This is a genomic window from Paraburkholderia sp. 2C, from assembly GCF_054589215.1.
This window is the reverse complement of sequence record NZ_BAAILL010000026.1, coordinates 99254-112263: the sequence shown is the minus strand read 5'-3', so window position 1 is coordinate 112263 and position 13010 is coordinate 99254. Positions and strand designations below refer to the sequence as shown.

Genomic DNA, 13010 nt, shown 5'->3' with positions numbered 1-13010 from the left:
CACGACAGCATGACGACGGCCAACGCCTTGCGCGATACGCAGGCGCAGTTATCGCGAGCCGCGCAAGCGGCCACCGTCGCCGAACTGTCCGCGTCGATCGCGCACGAGGTCAACCAGCCGATCGCGGCCATGGTGACCAACGGCCACGCGTGTCTGAACTGGCTGCGCGCGAAGGAGCCGAACCTCGAGTATGCGATCGGCGCGGCCGAGCGTATCGTGCGCGACGGCACGACCGCCGCGGAAGTGATCCGCCGCATTCGCGCGCTATTCCGGCAAGCGCCGCCCGCGATCGCCGCGTTCGATATCAACGCGACGGTCCGCGAAGTGCTCGAACTGAAGCAAGGCCAATTGCGCCAGCATGACGTCGCGGTCGAACTCGATCTCGATGCGGCGCTGCCCATGCTCAACGCGGACCGGCTGCAGATCCAGCAGACGCTGTTCAATCTCGTCGACAACGCGATCGATGCGCTGCTTCAGGTCGCGGCGGAGCGCCGGTGGCTCACGATCCGCACCGCGCGTGACGGACGCGACGGCGGCGATGGCGTCGGCGGCGATCATCTGCTGATCGAAGTGCGCGATTACGGCCCGGGCCTGCACGACGCGAACCGCATTTTCCAGCCTTTCTTCACGACGAAGCTCGACGGCATGGGGATGGGCCTTGCGATCTGCCAGTCGATCGTCGACGCGCACGGCGGCCGCTTGTGGGCCTCGAATCACGAAGGGCCCGGCGCGACGCTGCACATCCGGCTGCCGTTTGCACGCGTGCGGGCCGAGACGATGCCTGGTACGCCGCTCGCTCCGCTCGCGCCGATCCCCGTCGGGCAGTTTTACGGCTCGGTCAGATAGCTGTCGTTTTCCGGCACGGCGTTTTCGTCGGCACCGGGCAGCACGAACTCGAAGGTCGCGCCGCGCGGCGAATTGGCCCGCACGCTCAGCGTCCCGCCGTGCGCTTCGACGATCGAACGGCAAATCGATAATCCCATGCCCATGCCGCCCGCCTTGGTCGTATAGAACGGTTCGAACAGCTGTTCGATCGCGTCGGCAACGACGCCCGGGCCCGTATCCGCCACCGTCACGCGCGTGGCCTGCGTGCGATCGGCCGAGGTCGTGATCAGCAGTTCGCGCGGTCCGTCGCCCGCGCCGCTCATTGCTTCGATCGCGTTGATCATCAGGTTCAGCATGACCTGCTGCAACTGCACGCGATCGCCATGAATAAACGGCAGCGCATCGGTCAGGCGCGCCTCGACCGTCACCTGATGCTTGACCGCTTCGCCGCGCGTCAACGCAATCACTTCGCGAATCGCATCGTTGATCGCGACGCGCTCCGTGCGCGCCGGCGCTTTTTTCACCAGCGCGCGAATGCGGCCAATCACGTCGTTGGCACGCGAGCCGTCGTTGACGATACGCTCGAGCGCCGCGTGGACCTCATTGAGATCGGGCGTGCGCGCATTGAGCCAGCGCAGCGCCGCGTGCGCATTCGTCATGGCCGCGGCGATCGGCTGCCGGATTTCATGCGTGATCGAAGCGGTCAGCTGCCCCATCGTCGCGACGCGGTTCGCGTGCGCGAGCTCGACCTCCATCTCGCGGTAGCGGCGCTCGCTGGCACGCGCATCCGATTCGGCGCGCTTGCGATCGGTCAGATCGACGATAAAGGCGACGCCCTGATCGTGCGATTCGCCGAATGTCGCGGCGCCCAACAGCACGGCGACGCGGCTGCCGTCCGCGCGCAGATATTCTTTTTCGTACGGCGGCACGGAACCGTGCGCCTTGATATCGGCCACCGCACGCGCATCGCGCGCGCGCCCGCTGGCGGGTGTCAGGTCCGGCCAGCGCAGGCGTCCCAACGCGAGGTCCGTGCGATCGTAGCCGAGCAGATGCAGGAACGCGTCGTTCGCCTCGTGAATGCGCCCTTCGAAATCCCAGATAAACACGCCGACGATATTCGCGTCGACAAGGCGCCGGATGCGCGCCTCACGCTCGGCGAGTTCGCGATAGAGCCGCGCATTTTCGAGCGAGATCGCCGCTTGCGAGGCAAGCAGCTTCAGCACCGTGATGCGGCTCGCCGTGAACACATCGGGCGCGAGATTGTTCTCCAGATACAGCACCGCGATCAGCTTGCCCTGGTTGACGAGCGGCATACAGGCAATCGAGCGGACCGGCGCCCCGAGACGGGCGCGCGCGATATACGGATCGTCCGAAAAGTCGTGCTGGGTCGATGCATCGTCGAGTATCACGCACTCCTTCGCACGCATCACGTAGTGGACCACCGATTCCGGCAGCAGGTCCGGGCTCAACGCCTGCTTCCCGAGGCTGACGCTCGCTGCGTCGCCGTGCGTCGACGCTTGCGCCACGATGCATGGCGCGGCCTCGGGCGGCACGATCAGCAGGCCGCGCTCCGCGCCCGCATGCACGATCGCGCTGCGCATGATCGTGTGAATCAGATTGTCGGGCACGATCTCGCTCGATACGGCCTGCGAAACCCTGATCACGGTGGCAAGGTCGAGATGCTCGACCGGCGTCTCGATCGTGCCGGCGCCGTGTGGCCGCGGGTCCGGCGTCGCGAGCTGCGGATGAAAATCGTCGAGTTGCCGCACCTTGCCGTTTGCGCCCCAGCGCAGATACGCATAGCGCGCGTTCTTCAGGTACAGATGCGCGAATTCCGCGAGCCCGCGTGCCGCATAAAAGCGCGCGGCCGTTTCGTAAGCGACGGCCTCGTTGTGAATAAACCCGTTGTCGCGCGACGAGCGGATCGCGATCTCGTAGAACTGCTCGGCATCCGTCATGCGGCCGTGAAGGCGCGCGAGTTCCGCGCCGACGAGCGCTGCGCGATTGCTGAAGTTCTGCGGACAATTGGCCGCCCAGATTTCGAGTTGCCGATGGTGGGCGATAATCGCCGCCAGGTAGTCATCTTTCACGTCGGGCGATGCCGCATCGCATAGCGCCGCATACGAAAGCGCGCTATAGAAGTGATATTCGGCCGTTTCGAAGAACGACGGCGAAGTCCACAGCAGCGCGCGCGCCTTGACCGATGCGTCGACGGCCGCCGCAAAGTTGCCCGCGAAATACCGCGCCTGCATCTTGCGGATCCAGTACCAGCACGCCGCGATCGCAAGCGACGGATCGCGCGCCAGGCGGCTTTCGATCTCGGTTTCGCTCAAATGCCCGTCGTCGAGCAAGCCGAATTTGAGCGTCAGGCCACGCAGTGTGCGAATCAACGCGAGCTGCGCGGAAATGATCGCGGCCACGAGCCCGAAGCGCACCTTCCTTGCAAACACGAGCCCATGCTCGGCCTCGCGTTGCGTGTCGTCGAGCGGGTCGCCGGACGCGAGCATGTTCGTATTGAGGTGATTGCAGCTGTAACCGGCGTAGGTCACGTCGCCGCTTCGCGTGGCGATCTCGAACGCCCGGCGCAGCAACGGCCTGCCGTCGCGGACATGCGCGGTCCACGGCATCACGATATTGCCGAAATCCACATAGACGCGCGCCTGAGACTGATTCAACCCGCGTTGCTCGACGAGTTCATAGCCGAGTCGCGCGAGACGAAAGCCTGTGTGATAGTCGCCGAAGTGCGGGCCAGCGATCATGCCGAACGCCACATACATGTCTGGGGATGCACCGCAGTTGCCGTGCTCGAGCCCAAGGCTCACGGCTTTGAACAGCACCATTGCCAGCAGGTTCGCGTCGCTGAAGATCGCGGCCGGCGCAAGCTTTTCCAGCACGCGGACCGTTGCAAGCGAAGTCGGATCGGTCATCGGCGGCAGATCGATCAGCGCTTCGATCGAGCGCTCGACGAGCCGCGCTGCGATGCGCGCATATTCGCTGCGCACTGCCTGGTCCGACGGATGCGGCGACCACTCGATGCCAAGACGCCGCAAATAGTCGAGACCGACGGCGACCGCCTCGCCGGAGCGGTCTAGCGTGACGTACAGGTCGATGGTGAGGCAGGCGAGCGTCGTGAGTTCGGCGATGCCGCTCGCCAGCGGGAAGAGCCCGATCAGCCGCGTTTGCGCGCTGCCCGGATCGCCGCTCAAAAACTCGCATTCGGCGCGGTGCAGCTCGAGCGAAAACGCGAGCGTGTGCTGCGTCTGCCAGCGATCGTCGGCGAGCGCTTCGCTGCCCGCTTTCAGATAGTCGAGCGCCGACGCATACGCGGCCGACGCCTGCGCGCGCTTGCCGGCCATCAGATTCAGTTCGGCGAGGCGGTCGAGTTCAGCCCGCGCGTCGATCAGCGCGGCGCCGCGATTGAGCTGATTGACGATTTCGAAGACCTCGTCCTCGAGCTGGCCAGGCGGCGTATGCGCGGCCAGCAGCCGGCCGATGCGCAGGTGCGCCTCCGCACGCCGCGCTTGCGGAATCAACGAATAGGCGGCTTCCTGCACGCGGTCGTGCACGAACCGGTACACGCCTTCCTGGTCAAGCACATACTCCTCGCGGATCGCTTCCCAGAGGTCCGTATGGACCTGCGCTTCGGGTTTCTCGAACACGAGCGCGAGCGTGTCGGACCCGGCCTCGTGCCCGATCGCGGCGAGACACTGCAAGGCCGTGCGCGTCGCTTCGGGCAGCCGCGCAAGCTTCATGACCATCAGATTGACGACGTTGTCGGTGTAGCCCTTCGCGCGAATGCCTTCGACGTCCCACATCCAGGTGGCCGATGCATGGTCGAAGCCGAGCAATCGTTCGCTCGCGAGCGCGGTCAGAAACTGCAACGCGAAAAATGGATTGCCGCCGGTCTTCTCGTGCACGACGCGCGCAAGCGGTTCCGCGCGCTCCGGTGTGCACCGCAGCGCATCGGCGACGAGCTGTTGCAGATCGCGGCCCGACAGCGGCTGCAGCACGATCTGCCCGACCGCGCCATGCAATCGGCGAATCGCATCGAGCTTGCGCATCAACGGATGGGTGCGGTCGACCTCGTTGTCGCGGTATGCGCCGATCAGCAGCAGATGGCGCAGATCGGGATCGACGAGCAGCCCTTCGAGCACGTCGAGCGTGCCCGAGTCGAGCCATTGCAGATCGTCGAGAAACAGCACGAGCGGATGCTCGGCGCGCGCGAAGACGCCGATAAAGCGCTTGAGCACCAGTTGAAAGCGGCGCTGCGCGTCCTGCAAGGGCAGATCGGCAACCGGCGGCGGCTCGCCGATAATCAGCTTGAGCTCAGGCACGAGGTTGACGATCAGCAGACCGTTCGGACCGAGCGCATCGCGCAGCCGTTCGCGCAAGCTTTCGAGCTCGGCGTCGCGCTTGCCGAGAAACGGCCGGAGCAGTCCCTGAAACGCGTGGGCGAGCGTCCAGTACGGAATGTCGCGCTTGTACTGATCGAACTTGCCGGCCGCAAACAGACCGCGCGGCGACACGAGCACCTTCTGCAATTCGCCGACGACCGCCGATTTGCCGATGCCCGAATAGCCCGCCACGAGAATCAGTTCGGGCCGGCCGCCGGCCATCACGCGATCGAACGCTGCGAGCAGCGTCTCCACTTCGCGCGCGCGGCCGTACAGTTTTTCCGGAATCAGCAGACGGTCGGGCGTGTCGCGCTCAGCGAGCGTGAATGGCTCAATCCGGCCGTGCGCCTCCCAGCGCAGCAGGCACTGCGCGAGATCGTGCTCGAGCGCGGCCGCGGTCTGGTAGCGGTCTTCGGCGGCCTTGGCGAGCAGCTTCATCACGATGTCCGACAGCACGGCCGGTATTGCCGGGACGCGCTGGTTCGGCGGCGGCGCCTTGCGCGCGATATGACTGTGCACCCAGTCCATCGGTTCTTGCGCGGAGAACGGCAGTACCCCGGTGAGCAGCTGGTACAGCGTCACGCCGAGCGAATAGAGGTCGCTGCGCGAGTCGACCGAGCGGTTCATCCGTCCCGTCTGTTCGGGCGCCATGAACGCGAGCGTGCCGGCAATCGATTCGGGCGGATAAAGCGCCTGGCGCTCGCGTGCAAGAAACGTGGCGATGCCGAGCCCCGTGAACCGCACAGCGCCGCTCGTCCTGTTGATCAGGATATGGGCCGGCGTGATGTCCTTGTGGACGACGCCCGCCGCGTGCAGCCTGCCGAGCGCGCGGGCGATGTCGATCGCGGTGCGCAGGAAACGGTGCAAGGACATCGGGATCGGCTCGCGCGCGATTGGTTCGTCGCTGTTGTCTTCGAGCACGAGGACGAGGCGCTTTTGTTCATGCAGCAATTCCAGCGCTCGCGCGATCGGCGCACCGGCAAGTTTTTCCGCTAACGCAAATTCATGTTCGAGACGGCTCAGCGTGGCGGGCGCGGGCTGCTCCGCGACCGGACGCACAGTCAACACAGATTCGCGGCCGCCGTCGGGCTGCACGCGCCATTCCCTGCACAACACACGCTCGCCGTCGTCCCACAGCACTTCCGATGATGAGGCGCCTGATGTCACGCCAGGCGCGCCTGATGGATCGGGCGACCGATTCACTGCGCGGCCTCCATGGTGAAGGGAATCGCCTTCCCTGAAGAAAGGCTCCAGCATATCAGCAGAGATCGGCTCCCTGCGCGGCGCTTCGACAATTATCAGGGTAACTAATCGCGCGTGAATGTGCACGGCCTGGCCGCACGAATCGTTGCGGTAACTCGTTGCGGTAACAACGGGCTATAACGCGAGCTTGCCCTCTTCCGCCAGTTGCCGCGTGCGCGCCAGCGTGCTGAGCAACGCGGCCCGATAGCCGTGCTCTTCGCTGTCGAGCCGCGCCTGCTGCCGCTGTTCCTCCGGACTGCCGGGCGCGTGGTCGCGCAGACCGCGCAGACCGCGCAGACCGCGCAGACAATAGAACCTGAGAGCTGGTCGCGCGTCAGCGCGGCCTCGCCTTGCGGATTCGCCGGAACGGTTGCGCTCGAATAGATCATCGGAGGTTCTCCATGTCGAATGTCGAGTCCTCCCGATCGAGCAGTAACCATTCCACGTGGCCGGCGCTCGCCGATACCGCGGATTCCCGGAGGGCTCGCAGCCGATCTGTCACATCGTCGCAATGTGGCGCCCCTATCGTACGGTTTTCGCTGCCAGGGTGGACCGATGGCCGATCAGACGAGCCACGCGTCGCAAGAAGGGGCAACACGGATCATTATCGCGAGCACGGCGTTGAACGCGGTATTGGCAATCGTGCAGGCAGCCGCTGGTTTCTCCGCGCATTCGTCCGGTCTGATGGCCGATGCGCTGCACGCGATAACCGATATCGGCGTCGATCTGATGCTGCTTGCCGCATGCTGGTTGGCGCGGCCGGCCCAGTCGGCGCGCCCGCGCCGCTATGCCGGGCTCGTACAGCACGCGGCGCCGGCCGTGGTCGGCGTGATTCTGGTGATGGCCGGCATCGAGATCGCACGCTATGCGCAGGACCGGCCGCCGCTCGCCGGGCCCGCCACGATACTCGCGTCTGGCATTGCGCTCTTTTCCGTCGTCAGCCGCGGCTTGTTGTATCGGGCGCTGTCGCTCAGGGCACGGCGTTTGCGTTCGCCCGTGCTGTCGGCTGCGGCATGGCATGTCGGGACCGACGCGCTGTCGTCGCTGGTGGCCACTGCGGGCATTGCGACGGCGTCGCTCGGCTACGCGGGCCTCGACGCGATCGCGGCCGCCCTGATCGGACTCGTGATCGCCTATGGCGGCGTGCGTCTGCTCGCGCAACCGGCGGCCGCGCTGCTGCGCCGCCTGTCGAAAGCGATCGCGATCGGCGTCGCGGCGAAAAAGAGCGGCTAGCCGCCCTTCAGCATCGGGCCGGTTTCAATCGAGCCGCGCCTTGATCCGCCACCGGTTCGGCGTATCGCCGACCATCCGCCTGAACACGGTCGTGAAATGCGCCTGGCTGCGAAACCCGCAATCGAGCGCCACGTCGAGCAGGGTCTTCTCCGAACGCTGCAACAGACGCTGCGCATGCTCGACGCGCCTTCTCAACAGATATGTATGCGGCGTGTAACCGGTCGAGCAGCGGAACTGCGCGGCGAAATGCATGCGCGTCAGCCCGACGCTCGCGGCAATATCGCCGAGGCGCACCGGCTCGGCCAGATGCGCATCGATAAAGTCGAAGGCGCGGCGCAACCGCCATTGCGGCAGCGGCGTCGCGCGCGAGGCCGTCGGCGCCACGCGCCGCGTGAAGTGCCGCTCGAGCAGACGCGCGACGATCGCGATGCAGATGCTGTCGACATACAGCGAAGCGAACGTCGCATCGGCGTACTGAATTTCCGCGAGCGCGCGGCTCAAACGTTCGAGCGACGAATCGCGCGTGATCTGCGACGCGCCGATTGCCAGCTCGCCCACGTACGGACGGCCGAACGCTTCTTCGTAATGCAGCTCGAGCACGCGCCGCGGAATAAACAGATGAATCGCGTCGCTGGAAGCGCGAAACACGGCTGCGGCGCTTTCGCCCGGTCCCGTCACGTGCATCGAGCCCGGTGCGAGCTGCCCGTCGAACACCAGCGAACCGGAACGAAAATGCACGGTGGTCGCTTTGAGCGCGATGCCTACCGTGTGCTGACCGGCGCCGCTGCGGCTCATGTGTTCGACACCGTCGATTTCATGCCGGGTCCAGCGCGACGCGATCACCAGATCGCGGCGCGCACCGTCCGCATCGACGGCATCAATAAGACCATGCGTGCCGCCGACGTCGACCATCGCGCTCGCATCGGGCACATGGGGATACGGAGGGGGCACGCGCCAGCGGTCCTCCATCGCGACGAGCACGCGTCGTGGTGCAGGCGCGCTCAGCGGCCGCAGCCCATCCAGGCCGTCGCGTTGCACGCAGCATGCGGGCATTTGCCCGTCGGCGCCGATACCGTTCTTCTCGATGTCCATGTTGGGCTCCGTTACGACGTACGAAGCCGCGCGAGACCCGCGACGCGGCATGCGGAAAGCGCATCGTGTCTGCCGGTGATAGCGCAGTCGCGCGACGTTAGGCACAAGCTTCGATGCTAGACGACACCACGCGATGCGCAAAGCATGTCCATTTGTCAGACGCGCGCAAGGCGTCTGAAAAGCGTCGCGAGCGGCAGTACGCAAAAGCGTGACGGCTGCATCGAGCCGGAGTGGATACACTGCCCTGCGCCGGCCCGGTTTTCAACGATTACAAAATAAAACTGTGTTGCTTGACGCTTCGGTCAATCCAGTCCCGTCGACCGTCGCGCGGCGCTCAAGGTTGACACGGCAGTCGAACGGCGTAGGCGAGCTGATCGTTCGCATGACCGTTCATGCCGGCGTTCGAAAGCACGCCGTTCGACGACAGTGCAAGATGAAAGTCGGTCAGCTTGCCGAGCCGCAGGCGCAGTTCACGGCTTGCGCAGTCGAGCAGATGCCCACCTTTGGTGCGGTCTTGCGACAAAAAATAAAAGTGATAGCCGGGCTCCCGGAGCGCGCTCGACACGCCTGGCGACCAGATGCCGACCAGCGTGCCGTCGACATCGCTAAACGTGGACACGCGCTGCATTTTTTCGGTGCCAACGAAACGCACGCTTGCTTGCAGCGACGGCGCGGCGCGCGTGAGCACGCTTTCGAACCGGCCATCGAGCCGCACCGCGAAAAAAAGGTTGCTCGACGCGCGCACGACATCGCATAGCTCGTAAAGACGCTGCAGGGTCGGCGCCGCGGAAATCGTCATGTCGATATCGGGCTCGAAACGAGTGACGACCGCGAACGGCGCCAGCGCGTCGAGGCTCGCCTCGAGTATTTCGCCGTCGCCTTTCGCCCGATAGACGCGCCCGTCGATGACGATCATCTCGCCCTCGAGTGTGGCGAACGTGCCGAGGCCAAAGTCGCCGTGCTGCAGGATGACCGCCGCGCTGACCGCCCCGTCGAACAGACCCGCCACGAGTGCGCGGGCGCTCGACACCTGGAACAGCGTATGAACCGGCTGGACGGCCGGCGGCTTCCCGTGCGGAATCGCTTGACCCATTGCGCCCTCGAATTGGCAAGGATGGGCGCAAGTGTGCCTTCGAGCATTCGGATGATCTTTTCGCGTGCCACGGAAATTTCAACGCGGCACGAAACAGGCGATGCAAAGCGCGCGTGCGCGCTCGCCAGGCACACCCAACACAAACCATTACAAAAAAGGTCGGCATGGCCGGTCGGAACACAGGAATAAGCGACTGCCTTGCTGCGTTTTCCCTTTGCGTCCTTTAGCTCGCGTTTGTTTCGCTTTGCCGCTTTGCCTCGCTTTTTTTTCCCGCTTTTTCCCGCTTTTTTCCGTTGGTTCTATTCATTACCACGCCACTATGCATTTAACCGAAACCGCTTCCGCCACCCGCTCGTCCTCCGTGTCCTCCTCATGGTCGCGGCTCGCGATCTTTTTTCATTGGGCCACCGCGCTCGCCATTGCAGTCGGGCTCTTTGCCATCGAAATACGCGGACCTAAAGGTTCCGACAGCCGCGTGTTCTGGAACGGCATCCACATGTGGGCCGGCACGATCGTGCTGTGCCTGTCGGTGCTGCGCGTGTTATGGACGCTGTGGCACGGCACGCCGCGCGAGTTGCCGGCGAGCCGCGTGCAGCACTTTCTCGCGCGGCTCGTGCATCTCGCGCTGTATCTGCTGATCTTCGTGCAACCGCTGCTGGGCATCGCCATGGTCAATACGAGCGGCGGTGCCGTTCAACTGGCTGGCACCAGCGTGCAATTGCGGCTCTTCGCGAAGGACCCGGTCGCGCATCAGTTTCTGCACAACGCGCACTTTCTGATCGGCAACGCGGCATTCTGGCTGATCGGTCTGCATGCGCTTGCCGCAATCGTGCATCACACCGTGTTCAAGGACGCGACGCTCACGCGCATGCTGAAGGTCCATAAAGACGACTAACGGCGGACGATTAGCAGCGGCGACTAACGGCGACGACTAACGGCGGACGACTACCCGCGAACGATCCTTAGCCGCCGCATCGCGTCACGCAGCCTCCTGTTCCCAGATCTCGTAACCGGTGACGCGGCGAATCAACCCGTCTGCGATATGAAAGGTGTTGAGACGCCGCACACGCGCGTGCGCGCCGACCGGCAGCGGGTTCCCGTCGAAGGCGTCGCCGGTTATCGTGAAGCTCACGAACGAATCGACGAAGACACGCTCGGGCGTCGCAAACTGCTCGAGCAAAGCGAAGCGCACATCGCGCACGTTCCGAAAGAACTTCTGAAAATTCGCGCTGATGGCGATCAGCCCGTCGTAGCTGACGTTACGCAACGGCGCGTCCCACACCGCATCGAACGCGCAAAGGCGCAGGCACTGCTCGAGCCGCTGCGCGTTCTCCTCCTGCAGGAAAACACCGACGAGGTCGAGCGCGTACTGGCATCGCTCCTCATAGCTTTCGGTGGTCGAGCGGCGCGACAGAATCGCGTCGACGCAGTCGGCACGGCTGGCGCTGCCGGCGCAAGGCGTCTGCAGATCGTTCATGTTTTTGCCCTCTGCCTGGCTGAATAAGCGGTATTGACTCGTCGCGATGAGGTTCGAACAAGGGAGGCTCGAACGGGCGCTCGCGCGCAGCTTGACTGCCCGCTCGTACTGCAAAGTGCCTCCGCTACCGAAAACACGCGAAGCAAGAGCCCTATTCCAGCATCGCCCGACGGCGTGCTTCGCCGTGCGCCGCGATGGATAGTCATGACCATCGATACGCCCGGATCCCTAGCATGTATCCGCGGCATCCAATCAGCCTGGCACGCCGTGGGGCCCGCCGTCGCGCGCGCCCGTCGTGCGACGCATCCGGCTGCCACGTCCTAACCGATCGAACCTCACGCAAGTCCAACAGAACATGGCCCGAACCCATCAGAACGCGTCCGTTGCGCCGCGCCGCACCTTTATCGCCGACATGGCCCGGCTGGCCGCAGCCGGCGTCGTCAGCGGATGGACGCCCCTCTATCAGATCGCCGCGCATGCCCAAGGCGCGGGCGCGACGCCGCCGGGCTTTCCCGCCGGCGTCGCGCTGTACCGTCAGGCATTTCAGAACTGGAGCGGCGAAATCGCCGTTGCGAATGTGTGGACCGCGGCGCCCGCCACGCCGGCCGAGGTCGTCGCGATCGTCAACTGGGCGCGCGCAAGCGGCTACCGCGTACGCCCGCGCGGCCATATGCACAACTGGTCGCCGCTGACGCTCGAAGCAGGCAACGCGCAGCAGGTCGTGCTGCTCGACATGACGAAGTCGCTGACGAAAGTATTGGTCGATGCTTCGTCGCGTCCCGCGCGCGTCACCGCGCAAACGGGTGTCTCGCTCGAAACGCTGCTCGCGAAGCTCGAGATGTTCGGCCTGGGCGTCACCGCGTGTCCCGCGCCCGGCGACATTACGCTCGGCGGCGCGCTCGCGATCGGCGGGCACGGCACCGCCATTCCGGCCGCGCGCGAAACGCAACTGCCGGGGCATACGTACGGCTCGCTCAGCAACCTCGTTTTATCGCTGACCGCCGTCGTGTTCGATGCCGGCAAGCAGCAATATGTGCTCCGAACGTTTCTGCGCAGCGATCCGGAAATCGGCGCGTTGCTCGTGCATGTCGGCCGCGCGTTGATTGTCGAGGTGACGCTCGAAGCCGGTGCGAACCAGCGGCTGCGCTGCCAGAGCTTCGTCGATATTCCCGCGTCGGAGCTGTTTGCCGCGGGCGGCTCGCGCGGCCGTACGATCGCCTCGTTTCTCGATCAGTCGGGCCGCATGGAAGCGATCTGGTTTCCGTTCACGACCTGCCCATGGCTCAAGGTCTGGACCGTGCAACCGGTCAAACCGCTGTTCTCCCGCACGGTGAACCAGCCGTTCAACTACCCGTTCTCCGATTCCATTTCGCAGCCGCTATCGGATCTCGTGAAACGCATCGTCACACGCGGCGAATGCCATCTGACGCCGCTCTTCGGGCAAACGCAGATGTCGATTGTCACCGCCGGCCTCGCGCTGACATTCGCGTCGGATCTCTGGGGCTGGTCGCGCAACGTGCTGCAGTACATCCGGCCGTCCACGCTGCGCGTGACCGCGAACGGCTACGCGGTGCTCGCACGGCGCAGCGACGTGCAGCGCGTGATCGCCGAGTTCGTGCAGTTCTATCAGAACCGCGTCGACGTCTACCGCGCG

8 protein-coding genes are annotated in these 13010 nt (G+C 65.0%); 4 read left to right on the top strand and 4 right to left on the bottom strand.

What is annotated here, in order from left to right; all coding sequences use genetic code 11:
* Window positions 1–846 (top strand): sensor histidine kinase (locus ACYPXD_RS06340; protein WP_459708700.1); only part of this gene is annotated, 846 nt, incomplete at its 5' end.
* On the opposite strand, the gene ACYPXD_RS06335 is transcribed toward ACYPXD_RS06340, so the two are convergent.
* Window positions 828–6422, bottom strand: coding sequence for a trifunctional serine/threonine-protein kinase/ATP-binding protein/sensor histidine kinase (locus ACYPXD_RS06335; protein ID WP_459708698.1), 5595 nt, complete (start codon window positions 6420–6422; stop codon window positions 828–830). The genes ACYPXD_RS06340 and ACYPXD_RS06335 overlap by 19 nt on opposite strands.
* Window positions 6423–7016: 594 nt before the next feature.
* Here ACYPXD_RS06335 and ACYPXD_RS06330 point away from each other — a divergent pair.
* Entirely contained in the window at window positions 7017–7694 is a 678-nt protein-coding gene (locus tag ACYPXD_RS06330; protein WP_459708696.1) for a cation diffusion facilitator family transporter, read from the top strand.
* Between the two features lie 24 nt (window positions 7695–7718).
* On the opposite strand, the gene ACYPXD_RS06325 is transcribed toward ACYPXD_RS06330, so the two are convergent.
* Entirely contained in the window at window positions 7719–8786 is a 1068-nt protein-coding gene (locus ACYPXD_RS06325; RefSeq protein ID WP_459708693.1) for a helix-turn-helix domain-containing protein, read from the bottom strand.
* A 334-nt stretch (window positions 8787–9120) separates the two neighbouring features.
* Window positions 9121–9879 carry an acetolactate decarboxylase gene (gene budA / locus ACYPXD_RS06320; protein ID WP_459708691.1) on the bottom strand — a complete coding sequence of 253 codons (759 nt, stop codon included), beginning with the start codon at window positions 9877–9879 and terminating at the stop codon, window positions 9121–9123.
* Window positions 9880–10198: 319 nt separating this feature from the next.
* Between budA and ACYPXD_RS06315 the strand changes: the two genes are divergently transcribed.
* Window positions 10199–10774, top strand: coding sequence for a cytochrome b (locus ACYPXD_RS06315; protein WP_459708688.1), 576 nt, complete (start codon window positions 10199–10201; stop codon window positions 10772–10774).
* Between the two features lie 84 nt (window positions 10775–10858).
* Here ACYPXD_RS06315 and ACYPXD_RS06310 read toward each other — a convergent pair whose 3' ends face one another.
* The gene (locus ACYPXD_RS06310; RefSeq protein ID WP_459708686.1) at window positions 10859–11356 is read right to left on the bottom strand and encodes a nuclear transport factor 2 family protein; all 498 of its coding nucleotides are present in this window, start codon (window positions 11354–11356) and stop codon (window positions 10859–10861) included.
* 355 nt (window positions 11357–11711) lie between these two features.
* Between ACYPXD_RS06310 and ACYPXD_RS06305 the strand changes: the two genes are divergently transcribed.
* On the top strand, window positions 11712–13010 hold a 1299-nt coding region (locus tag ACYPXD_RS06305), incomplete at its 3' end, for a cholesterol oxidase substrate-binding domain-containing protein (RefSeq protein WP_459708683.1).